The sequence below is a fragment of the Blautia sp. HCP3S3_D9 genome, assembly GCF_052063845.1.
Classification (GTDB): domain Bacteria; phylum Bacillota; class Clostridia; order Lachnospirales; family Lachnospiraceae; genus Blautia_A.
Window position 1 is genome coordinate 1 of record NZ_JBQHWS010000056.1, and the last position, 23,297, is coordinate 23,297.

Here is a 23,297-nt window from a genome sequence, read left to right on the forward strand (position 1 = left end):
AAGGGAAAAAGAATAAACTGTAAACTGGCTGGATTCATGCATTGTTTGCGCCGGAAGGCAGGAACGACGAAAGGAGAGCATGCCGCCCGGCATGTTTGGAAGTTTGAAACAAGAAAGTAGAGGGCATCCCCAAAAAGAAGAGCATAGCAAACAAACCACCTAACTAGCTGGTTTTAAAAATTAAATATTAACGCAACACCTAATCAGGAAGTTGGAAGAGGAGCATCTTTTATGACATATCCTCGTAACTTAAGAAGATTAAGTGCCTGTGAAGTGGTAAGAATCTTTTCTTCTTTCGCAGGACGAGATTCAAGAAAACCTTCAGGAGTATACGGTTTTAAATCTGTGAGTATATGCCAGATAGCGGTCAGGATCATACGACAGATGGCAATGATGGCTTTCTTGTGACCACGGCGTGTTTTAATACGCTTATAACGTGTAATAAATTCAGGATAAAAGCAAAGAAACAAGAATGCCTGGAAGAACCTGTAAAAGAGCAGAATGACAGAAAAGTGGAGCAGGCAGCAGAAAAGATGGTTGAGCATCCTAAATATGGAAGAGGAAAGGTAATTTCTGAAACCGAAGATATGATAAAGGTGCAATTTGAGGACTATGGAGAAAAAGAATTGCTGAAAGCGTTTTCGCAGTTAAAAACTGTTTAAGTAATTAGAACTAATTTGTATAAAATAAAATTCCAACCAAGGAACAGGTTAAAAATAATTGATTTATGGAAACTTCTGCTTCTATTGAAAGAAATTCCTCACAGTCCGCCTTGCAACTTCCCCCTATTCATGTTACAATCTTATGATGTCAAAATGACAATATATACAAGAGAAAAGCCAGCAAATAAGCTGTATAGAATAGGAGAAACAAATAAATGGCAATGAGTCCGATGATGCAGGAATACTGCAAGACAAAGGAACAATATAAAGACTGCATTTTATTCTACCGCCTTGGGGACTTTTATGAGATGTTTTTTGATGATGCATTGCTTGTTACCAAGGAACTGGAGATTACCCTTACAGGAAAAGATTGTGGATTAGAGGAGAGGGCACCCATGTGTGGTGTCCCTTATCATGCTGCGGAGACTTATATTAACCGCCTTATTGAGCGCGGACATAAAGTAGCGATCTGCGAACAGGTAGAGGACCCGAAGAAAGCCAAAGGTCTGGTAAAACGTGAAGTTGTAAGAATTGTAACCCCGGGAACCACCTTGGATGCGGCTTCCCTTGATGAGACAAAGAACAACTATCTGATGTCAATCGTTTCTATCGAAGAACACTTTGGATGTGCCATTGCAGATATTACCACAGGTGACTGCTTCCTCACAGAAGTAGACAAACCGCAGAAACTTCTGGATGAGATCAATAAATTCGTACCTGCAGAGATCATCTGCAACGATTCTTTCTATATGTCAAATATAGATACGGATGACCTGCAGAACCGCCTGGGAATCTGCGTCTTTTCACTGGATTCCTGGTATTTCGATGATGAATTATGCCGCCGTACGCTGAAAGAACACTTCCATGTAGGTTCCCTGGAGGGACTTGGAATCGGAGATTATGACTGCGGTATCATTGCAGCAGGTGCGCTGTTCCTTTATCTGAAAGAAACACAGAAAACAGCCCTGTCTCATATGGCAACGATCCGTCCGTATGCAGCAGAGAAATATATGCTCATCGACAGTTCCAGCCGCAGAAACCTTGAACTTGTAGAAACTCTGCGTGAAAAACAGAAACGAGGTTCCCTCCTCTGGGTACTGGATAAGACAAAAACAGCCATGGGAGCCAGAACTCTCCGCGGTTATGTAGAACAGCCGCTGATCGACAGAGATGAGATCGAAGAACGTCTCGAAGCACTGGAAGAACTGAATAAAAACGGAATGCTTCGCGATGAGATCAGAGAATACCTCGGACCAATCTATGACCTGGAGCGACTGAGCAGCCGTATCAGTTACAAGTCAGCGAACCCGCGAGACCTGATCGCGTTTGCATCTTCTCTGGAAATGCTTCCTTATATAAAACAGGTATTAAAAGAGCTTAAAACCCCTCTGCTTCAGAAGATTTATGAAGATATGGATTCTCTGGAAGATGTGACCGACCTGATCAAACGTGCCATTGTAGAAGACCCGCCACTTGCCCAGAAAGACGGAGGTATTATCAAAGAGGGATACAATGAAGATGTAGATAAATTCCGCCGTTCCAGAACAGACGGTAAGAAATGGCTTTCCGAGCTGGAAGCAAAAGAGCGTGAACGTACAGGCATCAAAACTATGAAGATCAAGTATAACCGTGTATTCGGTTATGCTCTGGAAGTCACTAATACATTTAAAGATCTAGTACCGGACAATTATATCCGTAAACAGACCCTTACCAATGCAGAGCGCTATATTACTCAGGAGTTAAAAGAACTGGAAGACCTGATCCTCGGTGCTGAGGATAAGCTGTATGCTCTGGAATATGAATTATTCTGCAATGTACGTGACACAGTCGGCAAAGAGGTTGTGCGCATTCAGAAAACAGCCAAAGCAGTAGCTGCACTGGATGTATTTGCTTCCCTTGCGCTGGTTGCAGAACGTAATCATTTCGTCCGCCCGAAAACAAATACAACAGGTGTGATCGATATCAAGAACGGACGCCATCCGGTTGTAGAGCAGATGATCGAGAACGATATGTTTATCGCAAACGATACATATCTGGATAATAACAAGAAGCGGGTTTCTATTATTACAGGTCCGAACATGGCAGGTAAATCCACTTACATGCGACAGACTGCACTGATCGTCCTGATGGCACAGATTGGAAGTTTCGTTCCTGCTGAGAAAGCAAATATCGGAATCGTAGACAGGATTTTCACCCGTGTAGGTGCATCCGATGACTTGGCAAGCGGTCAGAGTACTTTTATGGTAGAGATGACAGAGGTTGCCAATATTTTAAGAAATGCAACTTCAAAGAGTCTGCTGATCCTTGATGAGATCGGACGAGGAACCAGTACATTCGATGGTCTTGCAATTGCATGGGCAGTGATCGAACATATCAGCAACACCAAACTCTGCGGTGCCAAAACTTTATTTGCCACTCATTACCACGAGCTTACCGAACTGGAAGGCAAAATCCCGGGAGTGAATAACTACTGTATCGCAGTCAAGGAAAAGGGCGATGATATCGTATTCCTGCGTAAGATTGTTCAGGGCGGTGCAGACAAGAGTTATGGTATCCAGGTTGCCAAATTGGCAGGTGTCCCGGATTCCGTGATCCAGCGTGCCAAAGAACTGGTAGAGGAATTGAGTGATGCAGATATCACGGCAGCAGTTAAAGACTTGACAGCACCAAAGAAGAAAAAGCCGGTATATGACCAGATGGACATGGCACAGATGTCCTTGTTTGATACCGTAAAAGATGACGACATCATTGAAGAAATCAAAGGTCTTGATATGGGAAATATGACTCCTATCGAGGCAATGAATACACTTTATAACCTGCAGAACAAGATTAAGAACAGATGGTGATAAAAGTTGAGAAAAATTGCAGTATTAGACCAGCAGACCATAGATAAGATCGCTGCCGGTGAGGTAGTGGAACGTCCGTCCTCCATTGTGAAGGAGCTTGTGGAGAATGCCATTGATGCCGGAGCAACTGCGGTGACAGTGGAGATCACAGACGGTGGAAAAAAGATGATACGTATTACAGATAATGGCGGGGGTATGGAACGCGACCAGGTACCCTTGGCATTTTTGCGTCATGCCACCAGTAAAATTGAGAAAGTTGAGGATCTGGAACGCATTGCTTCTCTTGGCTTTCGAGGTGAGGCATTGTCCAGTATTGCTGCAGTTGCACAGGTGGAACTGATCACGAAGACTCCCTCTGCATTGAGTGGTGTACGTTATGTGATCAATGGTGGCGTAGAGGAATCCTTAGAGGATATGGGAGCACCGGAAGGAACGACATTTCTGGTAAGAAATCTTTTTTATAATACACCTGCGAGAAGTAAATTCCTGAAATCAGATACAACCGAGGGAAACTATGTCAGCACGCTGATGGAGCAGCTGGCACTGTCCCACCCGGAGATTTCCTTTAAATATATTCAGAACAAACAGGTGAAGCTTCACACATCCGGTAATTACAGTGTGAAAGATGTGATCTATAATATATATGGAAGAGATATCACCAAGGCACTTCTTGAGGTATCTTATGAAAATGATTTCATGAAGATCGAGGGCTTTGTCGGAAAGCCGGAAATCTCCAGAGGTAATCGTACCTTTGAGAACTATTATATTAACGGACGATTTGTAAAGAACCGAATTATTGCCAAGGGAAGTGAGGATGCTTATAAAGGATTCCTCATGCAGCACAAATTTCCGTTTGTTTCTCTTCATATTCAGATGGAGGGAAATGATCTGGACGTGAATGTACATCCAAGCAAGATGGAAGTCCGATTTGCAAGGGGAACCGAAGTCTATGATGCGGTTTATGAGACCGTCCGCAAGGCACTTACGACACGGGAAATGATCCAGAATGTTCCTTTTGGAAAAGAAGAAAACGCAAAAAGATCATCAGTAGCAGTGAAACCAGGAGATGTACCGGAACCATTTGAAATGAAACGCCGTGCCGGAATGCCGGAATATCGCACTCAGGTAGCGAATACGGTTAATCGTGTTTCTGATACGTCTTCTTATACTCCACTTCCGCGCGGAACGATCACTATGGCAGAACAGGCAGTCCGTGAGCAGAGAATCTATCAGACAAAAGATCCGTTTACAAAAGCAGAGGAACAGCTTTTTGAGGGAACATTAAGTGACAGAAAAGATGCAGCATCCGGGGCATCTGAAAAAAACACAGATGTAGAAGCAGTACAGTATAATAGTCAGCAGGAGAAAACATCCAATGATCAGAATATAAATCCATCTGTAGAGGAAAGTTATCAGATAAATCCGATGCAGAATGCGGCAGAACAGGAAAATGTCACATCTGCAGAAAATAATAAATATGCATCAGAGTCGAATCAGAGTAAGGTGTCTGAAATAGCTGGGATATCCACGGGAATAACAGAAAAAAGTGGAAATGGAGACATCGAAGGAGTATCTGGCAACGCGGCAAATGTAGCAGAAACCGTCAGTCAGTTTAAACCACAGCAGCTTGAACTGTTCGAGGAAAAACTCCTTGCTCCGGAATCCCGCAGCCGTCACCAGCTAATCGGACAGATTTTCGATACCTACTGGCTTGTGCAGTTCGAAGATAGATTTTTCATTATCGATCAGCACGCGGCTCACGAGAAAGTCTATTACGAACGTTTCGTAAAACGCTTCCGTGAACAGACTATCGAATCCCAGTATCTCAGCCCGCCGCTGATTGTATCTCTGAATCTTCAGGAAGAAGCTCTCCTCGAAACAAATCGTAAATACTTCGAAGATTTCGGTTTCGAGATTGAACCGTTCGGCGGCAAAGAATACTGTATCAACGCAGTACCTACTAACCTCTACGGATTAGACGAAGAAGAATTGTTCCTGGAAATGCTGGACAATCTTGCTTCTGAGAAAGACAAAGACCCGCTTGGCATCTTTGCCTCCAGACTTGCGACTATGGCGTGTAAGGCAGCAGTAAAAGGCAATCACCAAATGTCCACGCAGGAAGCAAATATGCTGATCGATGAACTCTTAACATTGGACAATCCATATCACTGTCCTCACGGAAGACCAACCATTATTTCCATGACAAAAACAGAACTGGAAAAGAAATTCAAACGTATTGTATAAGGAGATATTATGAAGAAGCCACTGATCGTCCTCACCGGACCAACAGCAGCAGGTAAAACTCATCTCTCCATAGCACTTGCAAAAGCAGTAAACGGAGAGATCATTTCCGCAGATTCCATGCAGGTCTACAAATATATGGACATTGGTTCAGCCAAGATCCGTCCGGAAGAAATGCAGGGAGTGAAGCACTATCTGGTAGATAAACTGCTGCCGGAGGAAGAATTTCATATCGTAAAATTCCAGCAGATGGCAAAAGCAGCCATGGAGGAAATCTATGCCAAAGGAAAAATCCCAATCCTGGTAGGTGGAACCGGATTCTATATACAGGCGATCACGAAGGATATTGATTTCACTCAGGCAGAACAGGAAGACGGCTACCGTCAGGAACTGGAGCAGCTTGCGGCAGAACAGGGAAATGAACATCTCCATCAGATGCTGCAGGAGGTAGACCCGGTCAGCGCCAAAGAAATCCACGCAAACAATGTAAAACGTGTGATCCGTGCGCTGGAATTTTACCATCAAAATCATTCTCCGATCTCAGCACACAATCAGGAGCAGAAAGAACACGAAACCCCGTACAATCTGGCATATTTTGTCCTGAATGTTCCGAGAGAACTTCTCTACAAACGCATTGATGACCGCATCGATGAAATGCTGGATGAAGGACTTCTTGAGGAAGTACAGAAATTAAAAGATATGGGATACCACAGGGGAATGGTTTCCATGCAGGGACTTGGATATAAAGAGATCCTTGCGTATCTGGACGGCGAATATCCGCTGGAAGAAGCCGTAAGAATCCTGAAAAGAGATACCAGACATTTTGCCAAACGTCAGCTCACCTGGTTCCGCAGGGAGAAAGATACCATCTGGATGAATAAAGATGAGTTTGATTATAACGAAGAGCTGATCCTTGAGAAAATGCTGGAGATCTGTAAGAATAAGAGAATTCTCTAAGAAATGGGCTGATAATCTATGACCAGGATTTTTTGAAATCAGGTACAAATGGAATCTACAGATATTCATATCTAATAGCTGATTTACAACTTGAGTAAATCAGAGAGTTATTACTAAAATTAGATATTTACATTATAGATAGTGCAAGAATAAATAGCACAAAACAGCCTGGAAATTCATAAAGAGAATTTAATAATAGAGAATGATAGAATAAAAAATCAATAAAATAAACGAGGAATAAACAATTATGAAAGAAATGTACGCACAGCTCGGAATCTCCTCAGAGGTATATGACTTCGGTCATAAAATTGAGGAATCCTTAAAAGAAAGATTTGAGAAATTTGACAAAACCGCAGAATACAATCAGATGAAAGTACTTCTTGCCATGCAAAAGAACAAAGTAAGTGCAGAGTGCTTCGGCAGCTCATCCGGTTACGGCTATGATGACATTGGCCGTGAAACCCTTGAGAAAGTCTATGCAGATACTTTCCACACAGAAGCATGTCTGGTACGTCCGCAGATCACATGCGGAACTCACGCACTGGCAATCGCCTTATTCGGAAACCTTCGTCCAGGTGATGAACTTCTGGCACCGGCCGGAAAACCATATGATACTCTGGAAGAAGTCATCGGTATCCGTCCATCCAAGGGCTCTCTCGCAGAATATGGCGTAACTTACCGTCAGGTAGAACTTCTGGAAGATGGAACTTTTGACTATGACAGCATCCGCAAAGCAATCAATGAGAAAACTCGTCTCGTAGAAATCCAGCGTTCCAAAGGATACCAGACCCGTCCGTCATTCTCTGTAAAGCAGATTGGCGAACTGATCGCTTTTGTTAAAAGCATCAAACCAGATGTGATCTGCATGGTAGACAACTGCTACGGTGAATTCGTAGACACGATCGAACCTAGTGACGTAGGTGCAGACATGGTTGTCGGTTCTCTGATCAAGAACCCGGGCGGCGGACTGGCACCGATCGGCGGATATATCGCAGGAACAAAAGAATGCGTAGAGAACGCTTCCTACAGAATGACCTGTCCTGGACTTGGCAGTGAAGTAGGTGCCACTCTCGGAGTAAACCGTTCATTCTTCCAGGGATTTTTCCTTGCACCGATGGTTACCAAAGGAGCGCTAAAAGGTGCCGTATTTGCAGCAAATATTTATGAGAAATTAGGCTTCCCTGTAATCCCGAATTCGACTGAAGACCGTCAGGATATCATTCAGGCAGTAAGCCTTGGTACACCGGAGGGACTGATTGCATTCTGTAAAGGAATCCAGGCAGCAGCACCGGTTGACAGCTATGTGGATCCGGAACCATGGGACATGCCGGGATATGACAGCCAGGTAATCATGGCAGCAGGAGCATTTGTACAGGGCTCTTCCATCGAGCTTTCCGCAGACGGCCCGATGAAACCGCCATATGCAGTATACTTCCAGGGCGGACTTACCTGGGAACACGCAAAACTTGGCGTACTGATGTCCCTGCAGAAAATGGTAGATAAGGGTCTTGTGACTTTAAAATAACAATGATTGAGTTGAGGGTGGATTATGAAGAAAAGGCAGGTAGTGATCACAGGTGCCGGTGCTTCAGGAATGATGGCAGCGATCATAGCAGCCAGGAACGGGGCAGCAGTCACTGTTCTGGAACAAAATGAGAAACCGGGAAAGAAAATCTGCGCAACAGGAAACGGGAAATGTAATTTTTCCAATCTTGTGATGCCGGAAGATGCATACAGAGGTACACATCCGGAATTTGTAAAAGATGCATTTGCGCAGTTTTCCGTCAAAGATACGGTGGAGTTCTTCAAAGAGCTTGGAATCTTTCCACTGGACAGAAACGGATATCTCTATCCGCGAAGCAATCAGGCACAGAGCGTTGTGGATGTGTTGTGCATGGAAGCTTCCCATCTGGGTGTAAAAATAAAGACAAATGAACAGGTCACTGCTATAGAAACTGCAAAGAATGGCAAAAAATTTCAGGTATTGACTAAGGGATGGCACTACGAAGCAGATGCGCTCATACTTGCCAATGGTTCCAAGGCATCTTCCATTTCCGGTTCAGACGGCAGTGGTTATGAACTGGCAAAAAAAATGGGACACCGTATTATTCCAGTCTACCCGGCACTTACCGCATTGAAATGCAAAGGTCCTGCTTTTAAAACATGGGCAGGTGTGCGTACAGAGGGAAAGGTTTCCTTATTTATAAATGGGAAATTCCACAAATCTGAGCGGGGTGAACTGCAGCTTACAGAGTGCGGCATATCCGGAATTCCTGTATTTCAGATCAGTACCTATGCGATCCGCGCAGTACATGAGGGGAAAAAAGCCGAACTTCGTGTGGATTTCCTGCCAGAATTAACGGAAGAAGAAACCCGTGAATTATTACATGCAAGAAAGAAAGCATGTCCGTATAAGAACGAAAAAGAACTTCTTGTCGGTCTTTTCCCTGAGAAACTGAGTAAGGTTCTCACTTCCCAGAAACATCTGCTGTCTGCAATAAAAGAATTTCCGCTGGAAGTGCAGGACGGAATGTCCTTTTCTCAGGCACAGGTGTGTTCTGGAGGTGTGGATACCAGTCAGGTAAATACACATACGATGGAATCGAAACTTTGCAGAAATCTGTATTTCGCAGGGGAACTTCTCGATATTGACGGTACATGCGGCGGATACAATCTGCAGTGGGCATGGAGCAGCGGTGCAGCAGCAGGCATCCATGCTGCAAAGGAGGACAGAACATGATTCGAATTTCACAGCTTAAGCTTCCGATCACACATACACATGCACAGCTTGAGAAAAAGATTGCAAAGACTTTAAAAAATCCCGGAAGCAGCTTCACTTATGAAATAAAGAAGCAGTCCCTGGACTGCAGACATAAAAATGACAAGATTTTTGTATACACAGTAGATGTAAAAATCAAAGATGAACAGAAAATTGTCAAAAAAGTTAACAATAACAATATTACGTTAACTAAAGAAAAAATATACCAGTTCCCACAGCCAGGCGAGACCCCGCTGGTTCATCCACCGGTGATCGTCGGAAGCGGCCCGGCAGGACTTTTCTGCGGATGGTATCTCGCAAAAGCAGGATACTGCCCGGTAATTCTTGAGAGAGGTGAAGAAGCAGATAAGCGCCAGAAAACCGTAGAGAATTTCTGGAAGAACGGAGTCCTGGATCCGGAATCCAATGTGCAGTTCGGTGAGGGAGGAGCAGGTACTTTTTCCGATGGAAAGCTGAATACTCTGGTCAAGGATCCTTACGGACGTAACCATGAGGTACTGAAGCGTTTTGTTGCTGCAGGAGCTCCGGAGGAAATCGTTTATCAGCAGAAACCTCATCTTGGAACGGATGTCCTGGTAGGCATTGTTGAGAGAATGCGCCATGAGATCGAAGATATGGGTGGAAAATTCTGCTTCCGCTCCAAAGTGACAGATCTTATCTTCGAGAATGATGCGTTAAAAGAAGTTGAGATCAACAATAGTGAAAGAATTCCGGCAGAGGTATGCGTACTTGCGCTTGGACACAGTGCAAGAGATACTTTTGAAATGCTCCAGAAACGCGGCGTTTACATGGAGCCGAAGTCATTTGCTGTAGGACTTCGTATCGAACATCCGCAGGAAATGATTAACATGGATCTTTACGGAGAGCCAGAGAATGAATTACTTGGCGCTGCCAGCTATAAAGTAACACACAAATGTGAAAACGGCAGAGGTGTTTATTCATTCTGTATGTGTCCGGGAGGATACGTGGTAAATGCATCTTCAGAACCTGGGCGTCTGGCAGTTAATGGAATGAGCTATCAGGCCCGTGATTCCAGAAATGCAAACAGCGCTATGATCGTAACTGTCACACCAGAGGATTTTCCGGGTGAGGGACCACTCAGCGGCGTAGCGTTCCAGCGTGATCTGGAAAAGAAAGCATGGGAACTTGGAAACGGAAAGATCCCGGTGCAGTTATTCGGCGATTTCTGCCAGAATCAGGCAAGTGAGGCATTTGGTGAAGTAACACCATGTATGAAAGGCGAATATACACTGACAAATGTCCGTTTTATTCTGCCGAAACCAGTAGGTGATTCCATTGAAGAAGGCGTGAAATCTTTTGGAAAACGAATCAGAGGATTTGACAGAGAGGATGCACTGCTCAGCGGTATCGAAAGCCGTACCTCCTCACCTGTAAGAATCGTGCGCGACCAGGAACTGGTGGCAAACATTGAGGGAATCTACCCATGCGGTGAGGGAGCAGGATACGCAGGCGGAATCACCAGTGCAGCTATGGATGGAATTAAAGTTGCCGAGACTGTATGCAGGAAATATGCCGTTGTAAAGTAAAATATTTCATATGAATTAGGCATGCGAAGTAAATGATACTCCTTGTACTTTTACAGGGATATTTATATTTGCTGTATTATATAGTATATTACTGAGCGCAGAGTGAACAGTGACAATCCGTGCTATATGTTCTGATATTTTTGTAATCGAAGATTACAGAAACATTTGGCGGGATGGCAGTATGTACACAGCAACACACATAAACTTCACATAAAAATTCTGGAGGAGAGTGTACATCTCTCCTCTTTTATGCTAGAATATAATTTGCAATTTGCCCGAAAGCTTTAGAGAGCAGCAGGCAGACATATGAATCATACAACTAATATTATGAAGCAGTTACCGGAAGAACAGCGGCCTTATGAGAAATGTTTCGCTCAGGGAGCAGAAGCATTAAGTGACAGTGAATTGCTGTCAGTGATCCTGCGCAGTGGTACTCAGGGAAAGAATTCACTGGCACTTGCACAGGAGATTCTGAAGTTTATGGAAGTATATTCCTATTCAGGTCTTATGGGTCTGATGCATGTATCTGTACAGGATTTGATGAAGATACACGGCATTGGCCAGGTAAAGGCAGTCCAGCTCAAATGTATTGGAGAACTTTCCAAGCGGATTGCAAGAACTGCTGCCAGACCGCAGCTGGTCATGAACAATCCGGCTTCCATAGCTGCTTATTATATGGAAGAGCTCCGCCATGAAGAACAGGAGCTTGTGATCTGCATGATGTCCGATGTAAAAGGACATTTCCTGGGAGATAAAGTCCTCACAAGAGGAACGGCCACAGGTTCTATGGTGACACCCAGAGAAATCTATATGGAAGCATTACGCCGTCATGCAGTCAGCCTGATCCTGATACACAATCATCCAAGCGGTGATCCCACACCAAGCCCGGATGATATGCAGATCACAACAAGGATTTATCAGGCAGGGGAATTACTGGGCATCCATCTTCTTGACCATATCGTGATCGGGGATCAGAGATACTGTAGCTTCAGAGAAGAGGGGTTGTGGGATACATGTACAGGATAAGGGCTATTGCCTGCAGGCAGGACATCCTGTGAACAGTTATGATAAAGGGGCAGATATATGCTGTTTGAAAAAACATATGGAATAGATTTGGGGAGCAGTTCCGTAAAGGTCTATTCTTTTTTTAGGAACAAAACTTATATAGAGAAGAATATGATCGCATCCAAAGGACGCAAGATCATTGCCATGGGAAATGAAGCGTACGAAATGTTTGAGAAATCACCAACAGATATTACAGTTACAACACCTATGATATTTGGTATGATCGCGAACCTGGAACTTCAGGAAATTGTTCTTTACAGCATGATACGCAAGATTGACCATATCCTCGGGATTGGGGCAGTGATGTACTTTACAGTTCCGCTGGATATGACTGCTGTTGAGAAACGGGCGTATTTTCATGTGGCAAACGGCCACTGGTTAAAGAAAAACCGTGTATTCATGGTAGAGGCACCCATTGCAGATGCACTTGCCATGGGCGTGAACCTGGAGGATCCAGAGGGAAACATGATCGTGAATATCGGTGCTCAGAGCACAGAAGTATCGATCATCACTGGAGGAAAGATCATTATCAGCAAGAAGATACCATTAGGTGGCAGACAAATGAATGAGTCCATCTGCAGTGAGATCCGCAAGCGGTACAATCTCCAGATAGGAACAAGAACTGCCAAGAGACTCAAGGTGGTAATGGGACGTCTCAGCGATCAGAAAAAAGGTGTGCGAAAGGTAGTCGGGATAGACTGTATTTCAGGACTTCCAAGAGAAGAGGTCATTTCTTCTTATGTAGTAAACGATGGGATCATGAACTGCCTGAACGAGATTGCTGCAGAGATGAAAACTTTTCTGGAACGAATCCCTCCGCAGATTTCCTATCATATTGCAAAGCAGGGCATCTACATAACCGGAGGCAGTACCAGACTGCCGTATATAGATCAATACCTTGCCAGTTATACTGGATTTACCTTTAACCTGTCGGATCTTTATGAAACATCGGCAGTTACAGGCCTTGAAAAAATCATCAGAGATAAAGATCTGCGTAAGTGGGCAGTACCGGTTACGCAGAGAAAACTATAATTTTTAGGGGTGCATCAATGAAAAACCTGAAAAAGAAAGTACGTTTTAAGATTAAATTAAAAAGCAAACACCTTTTAGTCATTATGACGATCTTCTGCGTCAGCTGTATTGCTGCCACATTTGCCTCCGGGATCACAACAGCCCCGCTGCAGGATACGGCAGGGATAATCATTGTCCCGTTTCAGAACAGCATTAATAAGATCAGTTCAGTTCTTACGGGAATGCAGGAGCGTATGCGTGACAAAGAGGATATCCTCAGCGAAAATGAGAATCTGAAAGCACAGGTGGACAGTCTTACAGAACAGAACAATAAACTGATCCAGGATCAGACAGAATATGTAAGATTACAGCAGATGTATAATCTGGATCAGCAGTATACAGAGTATCCAAAGATCGCAGCAGAGATCATTTCCAAGGATCCTGGAAACTGGTATGATACCTTTATGATCAACCGTGGTTCCGCAGATGGGATCCGCGTGGATAATAATGTAATTGCTGACAAGGGTCTGGTTGGCATTGTTACAGAGGTTGGAACTCACTGGGCAACAGTTCGTTCTATTATTGATGACAGCAGCAATGTCAGTGCAATGACAGTCAGCACACAGGATAACTGTGTGGTAGAGGGTGACCTTGAGCTGATCGATGAGGGAAAATTAAGTTTCAGTCAGCTTTATGATCAGGATAATAAAGTAACAGTCGGAGAACGTATTGTAACCTCCAACATCAGTGAGAAATATGTGGAGGGGATTTTTATCGGATATGTCAGTGAGGTTCAGCAAGACAGCAACAACCTGACAAAAACAGGAACAATCGTTACACCTGTGGATTTCCAGCATCTTAAAGATGTGCTTGTAATTACTGTAAATAAGCAGGACATCGTTGATGAGGGTGCACAGGCAGCTGCATCTCAGGAGGAGACTGCGGATGAAGAGTAAGATAACATTATTTCTGATGATCGTGATAAGCTTTCTGCTTCAGTGTACAGTTATGCATGTGATCTCTATCGGTTCTATTACACCGAATCTTATTTTGATCCTGTGTGTATCCATGGGACTGATGCGGGGCAGAAAGAGTGGAATGTGGACAGGATTTTTCTGTGGATTTCTGGTAGATATGTTTTACGGATCTGTATTTGGATTTTATGCACTGATTTATATGTATATCGGATTTTTAAGCGGATATGCACACAGGATCTGCTATGACGATGACCTCAAGGTTCCGGTAATGCTGGCCGGTATCGGAGACCTGCTGTATGGACTTTCTGTTTATGCATTGCAGTTTCTGCTGCGAGGCCGTTTAGGTCTGGGAACTTATCTGTACAGGATCATTTTGCCTGAGATTTTTTACACAGTGATCCTTATACTGATCGTTTATCGTGTATTTCATTATATCAACTATCATTTCATGAATAATCCATCAAGGAAAGAAAGTGAGTCTATTTGGGTACTAAAATAAAGAGATTTTTTAAGAAGATACGGATCAAGCGTACCACAGTGCTGGTACTTGTTTTTGTATTTATGTCTGCAACACTGGTGAGACAGTTATTTGAACTGCAGATCATTCAGGGGCAGGATTATATCAGTAAATTCGAATCAAGAACAACGAAGAAACGTGTGATCAAAAGCACGCGTGGTAATATTTATGACAGAAACGGGGAAGAGCTGGCAACGAATGTGCTGGCTTATTCTGTAACACTGGAAGATAACGGAACCTATGATTCCACAAGAGAGAAGAATCTTACACTAAACGGGGTTGCTTACCGGGTACTTAAGATCCTCCAGTCAAATGGGGATTCGATAAATGTCCGCTTTCATATTGTTGTAGATGACAATGGGAATTATGCATTTGATGTAGATGAAGGATTTACTCTGAATCGTTTCAAGGCAGATATTTACGGCGAAGCAATGATCGATAATCTGACAACAAAGCAGAAGAATGCTACTGCTGATGAGATGATCGAATATATGAGTGGAAGTAAGGGATTTTCTATCGTTCTCTACGGAGATAATGCTTATACGAAAGAAGAACTGGAATCTCACGGTCTGCCGGAGAGTTTGTCCAAACAGGATATTCTTGATCTTGCCAAAATCCGTTATGCATTGAGTACAAACAGTTTTAAGAAATATATGGCCGTTACGATCGCGACAAATGTAAGCGAGAAATCGGTAGCTGCACTTCAGGAAAATCAGGCAGAACTTCAGGGAATTGATATTGTAGAGGACTCTGTCCGTAAATATATTGATGACCCGAGTATGGGACCGATCCTTGGATATACAGGACAGGCTTCTGCAGAAGAACTGGAAGAGCTGAGAAAAAAGAATCCGGACTATTCCAATGATGCGATTGTCGGAAAAACAGGTATTGAGAAATACATGGAAACTTCTCTGCAGGGAACTGACGGTGAAGAGACTGTTACTGTTGATAATCTTGGCAAAGTGCTTAAGATCGACAGTGACACAAGAATAGAACCGGTTGCAGGTAATGATACTTATCTGACTATAGACAGCAGCTGGCAGTCTGCAATTTATCAGATACTTAAGCAGAGAGTTGCCGGTATTCTTTTATCCAAAATAGAAGCAACAAAAACATATGATTATAGTGTGAATGATGCTGCGCAGATTAAGATACCTATTTATGACGTATATAATGCGCTGGTGTCGAACAGTGTCATTGATATCAGTAAATTCAGTGAAGAGGGTGCTTCTGATACAGAAAAAAATTTATATGCCAAATTTCAACAAAAGCAGCAACAGGTTTTTGATACAATAACTAACAGACTTACAGGGGAGAATCCTCCTGCTGTAAAAGATGAAGATGAACAGATCCAGGAATATCTGACTTATATCTGTGATGATCTTCTGAGAGATACACTTGGAATTATTTCGAAAAATGCGATTGATACGTCTGACAGCATTTATCAGAAGTGGACAACAGATAAAGATATCAGCCTGAAAGATTATCTGACCTATGCAGCAGGCCAGAACTGGATTGATATTTCCCGGTTTTCTACAGAGGGTGATTATCTGGATTCCAATGAAGTATATGAAGCACTTACCAATTATCTGATCGATTATCTGAAGACGGATAACAGTTTTTCAAAGATTCTGTATAAATATATGCTTCAGGAAGATACCATTTCAGGAAGGGATCTCTGTCTGGTGCTGTACGATCAGGGTGTTTTATCAAAAGATGATGACACTTATGAAGCACTGGCTTCTGGCTCAATGACAGCATACGATTTTATGGTGAATAAGATTTATACACTGGAAATTGAACCTGCTCAGCTGGCACTGGAACCGTGCTCAGCGTCGGCAGTTATCACTGACGTAAATACAGGAGATGTTCTGGCATGTGTTTCTTATCCGGGATACGATAACAATCGTCTGGTAAATGATATGGATACAGCATATTATGCAAAATTATCTCTGGATCAGTCCAGCCCGTTTTATAATAAGGCAACTCAGCAGACAGCGGCACCTGGTTCTACATTTAAGATCCTTTCTACGATTGCGGGTATGGCTGAGGGTGTGATCGATGATGGTACTTATATTAACTGTACGGGTTCATTTGATCTTGTGACTCCGCCGATCAACTGCTGGAATAAGCAGGGACATGGAGATATTGAAATAAGGGAAGCCATTGAACAGTCCTGTAACGTTTATTTTAATATGGTAGGTTTTAAACTTGGACAGGATGCAGATGGAAACTTCTCTGAGAACCGCAGTCTGAGTGTGCTGCAGAAATATGCTTCTGAGATTGGACTCGATAAGAAAACAGGAATTGAGATTACGGAATCTTCCCCTCAGGTTTCCAATTCTTATGCAGTTCCGTCTTATATCGGACAGGGTACAAATGCTTATACAACCAGCCAGCTTGCACGCTATGCAACAGCTATTGCGACCAGCGGAAATGTTTATGATCTGACATTACTTGACAGACAGACAAATTCCAAAGGCGAGGTGCTCAAGGAGTATGAACCAAACATTATCAATACGGTTGATGTGTCACAGAATGTATGGGACGATATTCATGATGGAATGTACCGGGTAGTACAGACTCATAATCAGTTTAACGGATTAGGGGTAGATGTAGCAGGTAAAACCGGTACAGGTGAGGTAAATGTTTATCATCCGAACCATGGTATGTTTATCGGATATGCGCCTGCTTCTTCTCCACAGTATGCGATCGCAGTACGTATTGAAAATGGTTACAGTTCAGGTAATGCGTGTCTGGCAGCTGATGATATTTTTAAATATATCTTTGAACTGGCAGATGAAAAGTCTATTCTTACAGGAGTTGCAGCAAGTGATACCAGTGATACTTCTAATGACTAAAAATTACTGTTTGCAGGAGAATACCAGGAGTGTGGAAAATTTTTCAGGAGGAATGTAACTATGAGTGAAGTGATTGTAATTACTTCCGGAAAAGGCGGAGTGGGAAAAACCACCACTGTCGCCAATATCGGGACAGGCTTGGCTATGCTTGGCAAGAAAGTCGTTGTGGTAGATACAGATATAGGACTAAGAAACCTGGATGTTGTCCTGGGACTGGAGAACAGAATTGTTTATAATCTGGTGGATGTGATCAATGGAAGCTGCCGCCTGAGGCAGGCACTGATCAAGGACAAGCGTCATCCGGAATTATGTCTGCTGCCATCTGCACAGACTAAAGATAAATCAGCAGTTTCTCCGGAACAGATGATCAAACTTACGGATGATCTGAGAGAACAGTTTGACTATATTCTTCTGGACTGCCCGGCGGGGATTGAACAGGGATTTAAGAATGCCATTGCAGGTGCTGATAAAGCTCTGGTTGTGACTACTCCTGAGGTATCCGCAATCAGAGATGCAGACCGGATCATCGGACTTCTGGAAGCAAATGAGATCCGCGATATCCGTCTGATCATCAACCGTCTGCGTCCGGATATGATCGCACGGGGGGATATGATGTCTGTAGATGATGTGACAGAAATTCTTGCCGTTGATCTGATCGGAACAATTTTGGATGATGAGCAGATTGTGATCGCAACCAATCAGGGAGAACCGTTGTCCGGGAAAGCTTCTCAGGCAGAGGAAGAATATATGAATATTTGTAAACGTATCCTCGGAGAGGATATCCCATTTGTGGATATCAACAGAAAACAGGGGTTCTTCCGTAAATTAAGCAGCATTTTTAAAAAGTAATGGGGAAATGGTTCCATACTTTTTGTCTGCTGAATCAGTTTATGTAGTTTGTTATGTAAGGAGGGAATCTGTGTGAAAGCGTTTTTTAAGGAAAAGAAGCGTTCTGCCGGATATGCAAGAGAACGAATGAAACTCCTGCTGATCTCAGAGCGCATCGACTGCTCTCCACAGATGATGAAAATGTTGCGGAATGATATGATACATACCGTAAAAAAATACCTTACCATTGATGAAGAACAGGTAAAGATTCAGATTTCGCAGGAACCGGCAGTGCTCCATGCGTATATCCCTGTTCTGAATAAAAAGGACAGATAAATTATGTTAAAGCAATACAAATTAAGATTTTATAATTTCAGACTGATCGTGTTCCTGCTTGCTATCAGTCTGATTGGAGTTACGTTAGTAGGTACTGCAGCTTCAGACCTGAAATCAAAACAGTTCGCCGGTGTGGTACTTGGACTGATCATCATGTTGATCCTTTCACTGATGGATTATTCATGGATCATGAATTTCCAGTGGATCATGTATGGTTTTAATATTGTTATGCTGCTTGTTGTACGTATCGCAGGTGACAGTGCCAATGGTGCTGCCAGATGGATCGGTATCGGATCTTTCCGATTTCAGCCTACAGAGCTGTCAAAGATTATATTGATCGTTTTCTTTGCAAAGTTTTTTATGGACCATGAAGAGACACTGAACACGTTAAAAACACTGGCTTTATCAGCAGTTCTACTGGCAGTGCCTTTAGTTCTGATCCTGAATCAGCCTGACCTGAAGAATACAATTACGGTGATTATCATTTTCTGTGTCATGATCTATATTGCAGGACTAAGCTATAAGATCATTGGCGGTGCGCTGCTTATTGCAGTTCCGCTGCTTATCATCTTTTTGTCAATTGTTGTGCAGCCGGATCAGAAACTGATCAAAGATTACCAGAGAGATCGTATTATGTCTTTTCTGTATCCTGAGAATGAAGAATATTCAGATGATATTGAACAGCAGAATAACTCGAAAACAGCTATCGCATCAGGTGAGTTGGTTGGAAAGAAACTGAGCGGTGATGAAAGTACAACATCTGTAAATGATGGTAACTTTGTATCAGAAAACCAGACGGACTTTATTTTCGCTGTTGCAGGTGAGGAATATGGTTTCATAGGATGCGTAGTGATCGTACTGCTGCTTCTGGCGATTTCATTTGAATGTATTCGTATGAGTCTTCGTGCCAAAGATTTATCAGGTAAGATCTTATGTTGTGGAATGGCCGGTCTGGTTGCATTGCAGAGTTTTATTAATATCTGTGTTGCAACAGGGCTTGCACCGAATACAGGAACACCGCTTCCATTTGTAAGTTATGGTCTTACATCACTTGTAAGTCTGTATATTGGTATGGGACTTGTGATCAATGTAGGACTGCAGAGCAGCACATATAACAAAGAAATCGTACAGAAAGAGATTGACAGAAGAGAGGATTACTTATGAGAACAGGAAAGGAGTCTTCCGGCAGATCGTCCGGGAGAAAATCTGCTACCCCTTATAAATCTGCTGTTCCTTACAAAAATATGGAAGAAAGCAGAACTGCTCTGGCAAAAAGTGCCAGACCAGTCCATACAGTAAAACTTCCAAAATCACAGATGCCATCCAGACAGACAGAAGAACATAAAGCTTTACAACGTGCGAAATATCAGAAAAAAAGACAACGGTTAAAACGTGTCTTTGGAACTTTGGTTGGTTTATTTGTACTGTTGCTGGTCTGTGGTGGTGCATTTTATGGATGGAATGTTCTAAGGGGAAATTACTTTGGCGTTCCGGAGAAAGCGTTTGATTCTTCGGAAGTATTTACAAATTCACTTGCATCAAAAGAAAATATGAGAACACAGTCTTTTGCACAAAAGCTATGTGTTTCTTCCAAAGGAAATGTTGACCGTATCAAGAATGCTGCATTAGAAGATGGACAGAAAGGTCTCTTATTCAGTTTAAGCAATCATAAAGTTCTGTATGCAAATGGAATTTATGATAAGGTATATCCGGCAAGTATCACGAAGATTATGACAGCAATGCTTGCATTAAGGAGTGGAAAACTGGATGATGTTGTGACGATCACGCAGGATAATGTTACTCTGGAAGAGGGATCACAGGTTTGTGGATTTGTGGCAGGTGATCAGGTTACACTGGATCAGCTTCTCCATTGCCTGCTGGTATATTCAGGAAATGATGCTGCTTCAGCAATCGCTGAATATGTAGGTGGAAGTACGGAGAACTTTGTACAGATGATGAACAGTTATGCGGCGCAGCTTGGATGTACAGGTACACACTTTACAAATCCTCATGGTCTGCAGGACGAGAACCACTATACAACTCCGTATGACATTTATCTGATGCTGAATGAGGCATTTACTTATCCTGAATTTACTGAGATCACGGAAATGCCATCTTACACAGTAACCTATAATGGGGCAGACGGAACAGAACACAGTACAACTCTTACTGCGACAGACCATTACCTTACAGGAGAGGCAGCAGCACCTAAGGATGTTACAATCCTTGGCGGAAAGACAGGAACAACTGCATCTGCAGGCAACTGTCTGGCAATCCTTACACAGAATGCATATGGAAAACCATTTGTGTCGATTGTGATGGGTGCTTCTACTAAGGAACTTCTGTATGAAGAGATGAATTCTCTGCTTCAGAATATTAACAGTTAAAAATTGATATTTCAATATAGATAAGATACCGGATGTGGATTTTTCTGCATCCGGTTTTTTACTGAATCACGTAAGTGTCCTGTATCAATCGCGAGAAGTAATGAGCTATGCTTGGAAACTTCTGATATTTTATGAATTTTTAATAGGTTTATTCGTCCATAATGATCAGTTCTATGGTAAAATAATTATAGAATCTGTCATTTTAGCAGGTATATTATGAAAAAAGTCAGGCAGATTGATATATGTGTCTGGAAAATATATATTAGTAAGGATGATAAAAATATGAGAAACATAGAAGAATTAAAAGATTTAAGAGAACAGGGACGAAATCTGATTGAGAGAAAACGGGATGAATTTGTACGAAACAGTTTGCTTTCTGACGAATTTCTCGAAATGCTTGAAAAGAATAAGAAGCCGATGGATCTGCTGATGTCTTACTATAAATGTGCGCTCATGGAGATTGAGACAAAGTTTAAGGTCCTGAATCAGGAATATTCACTCCAGTATGATAAGAATCCAATCGAGAGCATTAAGACCAGAGTAAAATCTTATGACAGTCTGCTAAGAAAAATCCGTAAGAAAGACATTCCTCTGACTCTGGACTCCATAGAGAAAAATATTACAGACATTGCAGGTGTTCGTGTCATCTGTTCTTTTCCGGATGATATTTACGAGATTGCTGAAAGCTTTTTGAAACAGGATGATATCACCCTGATTGAGAAGAAAGATTATATTCAGAATCCGAAACCAAGCGGATATAGAAGCCTCCATCTGATCGTACAGGTTCCAATCTTTCTGCAGAATACCAAAAAGCTGGTAACTGTAGAGGTACAGCTTCGTACCATAGCCATGGACTTCTGGGCAAGTCTCGAACATAAAATGAGATATAAGAAAAATATTTCCCCGGATCAGGTAAAGTTCCTCCAAGATGAGCTCTCTGACTGTGCCAGACAGAGCGCTGCACTGGACGAACGAATGCAGAATATCCGAAATGTGATCATCCAGAATTCCCCTGAGGAAGAAGATGAAGAGGGAATTTTTCTCCCACTGGGTCTGCCGATCACACGAGAAAACAGGAGGAGACCGTTATGAGTGACTGTATCACCACTTACACAGGTAGACACATCGACCCGGTACATCCAGATCCGGAACTGATCTGCATCGAGGATATTGCACACGCCCTTTCCCTGATCTGCCGCGGCAATGGACAGGTACAGACATTCTTCTCCGTGGGCCAGCACTGCATCAACTGCGCCAGAGAAGCCATGGCAAGAGGCTATTCTGATTGCATCGCATTCGCCTGTCTTCTCCACGATGCCAGTGAATGTTACTTATCCGATGTACCCAGACCATTTAAAAAGACCCTCATCGGATACAAAGAACAGGAAGAAACTCTGTTAAAGCTAATCTATGAGAAATATTTGGGAAGTACACTGACACAGGAGGAAGAAAATCAGCTAAAAGAAATCGATGATGATATGCTCTGGTTCGACCTGACCTACCTCCTCAACGAACCCCAGTCAGAGAAAAAGCCGGAGGTGCATATTTCCATAGATTATAAGGTACGTCCGTTTGAAGAGGTAGAGAAAGAATATCTGGAACTGTTTTATTACTTTATGCGGAAAAGGGGGATATGAATGGATGTAGCGTCTATGATTGCAATTAACAATCGGAATATGATAACTATGATGAATGCATTGCAGGAAGTTAATCATATAGTATTAATTAAGGATAATGGAAAGGAATATGAAGATATGAGTGGTTCAATGTTAGATCAGTATATAGGAAAAGAATGTGTTGTAAGTTTATTTAATGAAGTAGGAGCTATTAAGGGAAAACTTATGGATGCAGACAGCCAGTGGGTAAAAGTAGAAACACCGAAGAAGGGCACTCAGCTTATTAACCGGAATATGATTCGCAATATTACATTTTCACTGTAACAAAAAATCCAGTAAAATACGCAAATATCAAAATTGCTTAAAATATATTGATTACATACCAGATATTATTGAAAATCCAGATTATGCAGGAGTTAATCCAAACGAAAAGAAAAATAGCTCTTTTGAGTTAATCAAGCGTTATAAAGATAATGTTATGATTGGAATAAAACTAGACAAAGATGGCGACTATTTGTATGTAGCAACGATGCATGAAGTACAAGAGTCAAAAATAATAAGACGTTTACACAGCGGTAGAATTAAGAAAATTACTGCTGAGAGCGAAAAAATTAGCACTGAAAACATAAAAAATAATCTTGACAATAGGGAAAATAAATAGTATTCT

Annotated in this window: 20 protein-coding genes and 1 pseudogene; 20 read left to right on the forward strand and 1 reads right to left on the reverse strand. The window is 42.5% G+C overall.

The window, feature by feature from the left end:
* Window positions 1-203 precede the first annotated feature (203 nt).
* Window positions 204-455: pseudogene (locus ACTNES_RS11735) on the reverse strand (IS110 family transposase); the annotation flags it as partial.
* Between ACTNES_RS11735 and ACTNES_RS11740 the strand changes: the two are divergent.
* The 20 genes from ACTNES_RS11740 (at window position 354) to ACTNES_RS11835 (ending at window position 23,291) form a co-directional block, all read left to right on the forward strand.
* Window positions 354-662 (forward strand): hypothetical protein, encoded by a 309-nt coding sequence (locus tag ACTNES_RS11740; RefSeq protein ID WP_441039364.1) that lies wholly within the window; start codon window positions 354-356, stop codon window positions 660-662. The pseudogene ACTNES_RS11735 and the gene ACTNES_RS11740 overlap by 102 nt on opposite strands.
* Before the next feature lie 215 nt (window positions 663-877).
* Window positions 878-3,508: a DNA mismatch repair protein MutS gene (mutS, locus tag ACTNES_RS11745; RefSeq protein WP_441039352.1), complete on the forward strand. Its 2,631-nt coding sequence runs from the start codon at window positions 878-880 to the stop codon at window positions 3,506-3,508.
* A 6-nt stretch (window positions 3,509-3,514) separates the two neighbouring features.
* Window positions 3,515-5,752 carry a DNA mismatch repair endonuclease MutL gene (gene mutL / locus ACTNES_RS11750; protein WP_441039354.1) on the forward strand — a complete coding sequence of 746 codons (2,238 nt, stop codon included), beginning with the start codon at window positions 3,515-3,517 and terminating at the stop codon, window positions 5,750-5,752.
* 9 nt (window positions 5,753-5,761) lie between these two features.
* Window positions 5,762-6,706: a tRNA (adenosine(37)-N6)-dimethylallyltransferase MiaA gene (gene miaA / locus ACTNES_RS11755; protein WP_291807216.1), complete on the forward strand. Its 945-nt coding sequence runs from the start codon at window positions 5,762-5,764 to the stop codon at window positions 6,704-6,706.
* A 247-nt stretch (window positions 6,707-6,953) separates the two neighbouring features.
* Window positions 6,954-8,231: a methionine gamma-lyase family protein gene (locus ACTNES_RS11760; protein WP_291807218.1), complete on the forward strand. Its 1,278-nt coding sequence runs from the start codon at window positions 6,954-6,956 to the stop codon at window positions 8,229-8,231.
* A 24-nt stretch (window positions 8,232-8,255) separates the two neighbouring features.
* Window positions 8,256-9,446, forward strand: coding sequence for an NAD(P)/FAD-dependent oxidoreductase (locus ACTNES_RS11765; RefSeq protein ID WP_441039356.1), 1,191 nt, complete (start codon window positions 8,256-8,258; stop codon window positions 9,444-9,446).
* Window positions 9,443-11,032, forward strand: a complete 1,590-nt coding sequence (locus tag ACTNES_RS11770; RefSeq protein ID WP_291817628.1) for an NAD(P)/FAD-dependent oxidoreductase — start codon at window positions 9,443-9,445, stop codon at window positions 11,030-11,032. The genes ACTNES_RS11765 and ACTNES_RS11770 overlap by 4 nt, the downstream gene beginning before the upstream one ends.
* A 306-nt stretch (window positions 11,033-11,338) precedes the next feature.
* Entirely contained in the window at window positions 11,339-12,058 is a 720-nt protein-coding gene (radC, locus tag ACTNES_RS11775) for a RadC family protein (protein WP_291807225.1), read from the forward strand.
* A 57-nt stretch (window positions 12,059-12,115) separates the two neighbouring features.
* Window positions 12,116-13,129: a rod shape-determining protein gene (locus ACTNES_RS11780; protein WP_441039359.1), complete on the forward strand. Its 1,014-nt coding sequence runs from the start codon at window positions 12,116-12,118 to the stop codon at window positions 13,127-13,129.
* A gap of 17 nt (window positions 13,130-13,146) precedes the next feature.
* The gene (mreC, locus tag ACTNES_RS11785; protein WP_291807231.1) at window positions 13,147-14,064 is read left to right on the forward strand and encodes a rod shape-determining protein MreC; all 918 of its coding nucleotides are present in this window, start codon (window positions 13,147-13,149) and stop codon (window positions 14,062-14,064) included.
* Entirely contained in the window at window positions 14,054-14,584 is a 531-nt protein-coding gene (mreD, locus tag ACTNES_RS11790; protein ID WP_291807234.1) for a rod shape-determining protein MreD, read from the forward strand. Before mreC ends, mreD begins: the two co-directional genes overlap by 11 nt.
* Window positions 14,569-17,463: a penicillin-binding transpeptidase domain-containing protein gene (locus ACTNES_RS11795; protein WP_291807237.1), complete on the forward strand. Its 2,895-nt coding sequence runs from the start codon at window positions 14,569-14,571 to the stop codon at window positions 17,461-17,463. Before mreD ends, ACTNES_RS11795 begins: the two co-directional genes overlap by 16 nt.
* A 60-nt stretch (window positions 17,464-17,523) precedes the next feature.
* Entirely contained in the window at window positions 17,524-18,312 is a 789-nt protein-coding gene (minD, locus tag ACTNES_RS11800; protein WP_291807240.1) for a septum site-determining protein MinD, read from the forward strand.
* A 72-nt stretch (window positions 18,313-18,384) separates the two neighbouring features.
* Complete coding sequence (minE, locus tag ACTNES_RS11805; RefSeq protein WP_291807243.1) at window positions 18,385-18,627, forward strand: cell division topological specificity factor MinE; 243 nt, start codon at window positions 18,385-18,387, stop codon at window positions 18,625-18,627.
* A 3-nt stretch (window positions 18,628-18,630) separates the two neighbouring features.
* Window positions 18,631-19,791: an FtsW/RodA/SpoVE family cell cycle protein gene (locus tag ACTNES_RS11810; RefSeq protein WP_291807246.1), complete on the forward strand. Its 1,161-nt coding sequence runs from the start codon at window positions 18,631-18,633 to the stop codon at window positions 19,789-19,791.
* Window positions 19,788-21,014, forward strand: coding sequence for a D-alanyl-D-alanine carboxypeptidase family protein (locus ACTNES_RS11815; protein WP_291807250.1), 1,227 nt, complete (start codon window positions 19,788-19,790; stop codon window positions 21,012-21,014). The genes ACTNES_RS11810 and ACTNES_RS11815 overlap by 4 nt, the downstream gene beginning before the upstream one ends.
* A gap of 282 nt (window positions 21,015-21,296) precedes the next feature.
* A complete protein-coding gene (locus tag ACTNES_RS11820) occupies window positions 21,297-22,106 on the forward strand; it encodes a GTP pyrophosphokinase (protein ID WP_291807253.1) in 810 nt (269 codons plus the stop codon).
* Window positions 22,103-22,651: a hypothetical protein gene (locus tag ACTNES_RS11825; protein WP_291807256.1), complete on the forward strand. Its 549-nt coding sequence runs from the start codon at window positions 22,103-22,105 to the stop codon at window positions 22,649-22,651. The genes ACTNES_RS11820 and ACTNES_RS11825 overlap by 4 nt, the downstream gene beginning before the upstream one ends.
* The gene (locus tag ACTNES_RS11830) at window positions 22,652-22,954 is read left to right on the forward strand and encodes a hypothetical protein (RefSeq protein WP_291817622.1); all 303 of its coding nucleotides are present in this window, start codon (window positions 22,652-22,654) and stop codon (window positions 22,952-22,954) included.
* A 16-nt stretch (window positions 22,955-22,970) separates the two neighbouring features.
* On the forward strand, window positions 22,971-23,291 hold the full coding sequence (locus ACTNES_RS11835; protein WP_291817641.1) for a PBECR2 nuclease fold domain-containing protein: 321 nt from the start codon (window positions 22,971-22,973) through the stop codon (window positions 23,289-23,291).
* Window positions 23,292-23,297 lie beyond the last annotated feature (6 nt).

Coding starts and splice junctions, on each gene's coding strand:
- ACTNES_RS11740 (WP_441039364.1), top strand. CDS start 354: ATGCCAGATAGCGGTCAGGATCATACGACAGATGGCAATGATGGCTTT.
- mutS (WP_441039352.1), top strand. CDS start 878: ATGGCAATGAGTCCGATGATGCAGGAATACTGCAAGACAAAGGAACAA.
- miaA (WP_291807216.1), top strand. CDS start 5,762: ATGAAGAAGCCACTGATCGTCCTCACCGGACCAACAGCAGCAGGTAAA.
- ACTNES_RS11760 (WP_291807218.1), top strand. CDS start 6,954: ATGAAAGAAATGTACGCACAGCTCGGAATCTCCTCAGAGGTATATGAC.
- ACTNES_RS11765 (WP_441039356.1), top strand. CDS start 8,256: ATGAAGAAAAGGCAGGTAGTGATCACAGGTGCCGGTGCTTCAGGAATG.
- ACTNES_RS11770 (WP_291817628.1), top strand. CDS start 9,443: ATGATTCGAATTTCACAGCTTAAGCTTCCGATCACACATACACATGCA.
- radC (WP_291807225.1), top strand. CDS start 11,339: ATGAATCATACAACTAATATTATGAAGCAGTTACCGGAAGAACAGCGG.
- ACTNES_RS11780 (WP_441039359.1), top strand. CDS start 12,116: ATGCTGTTTGAAAAAACATATGGAATAGATTTGGGGAGCAGTTCCGTA.
- mreC (WP_291807231.1), top strand. CDS start 13,147: ATGAAAAACCTGAAAAAGAAAGTACGTTTTAAGATTAAATTAAAAAGC.
- mreD (WP_291807234.1), top strand. CDS start 14,054: ATGAAGAGTAAGATAACATTATTTCTGATGATCGTGATAAGCTTTCTG.
- minD (WP_291807240.1), top strand. CDS start 17,524: ATGAGTGAAGTGATTGTAATTACTTCCGGAAAAGGCGGAGTGGGAAAA.
- ACTNES_RS11810 (WP_291807246.1), top strand. CDS start 18,631: ATGTTAAAGCAATACAAATTAAGATTTTATAATTTCAGACTGATCGTG.
- ACTNES_RS11815 (WP_291807250.1), top strand. CDS start 19,788: ATGAGAACAGGAAAGGAGTCTTCCGGCAGATCGTCCGGGAGAAAATCT.
- ACTNES_RS11820 (WP_291807253.1), top strand. CDS start 21,297: ATGAGAAACATAGAAGAATTAAAAGATTTAAGAGAACAGGGACGAAAT.
- ACTNES_RS11825 (WP_291807256.1), top strand. CDS start 22,103: ATGAGTGACTGTATCACCACTTACACAGGTAGACACATCGACCCGGTA.
- ACTNES_RS11830 (WP_291817622.1), top strand. CDS start 22,652: ATGGATGTAGCGTCTATGATTGCAATTAACAATCGGAATATGATAACT.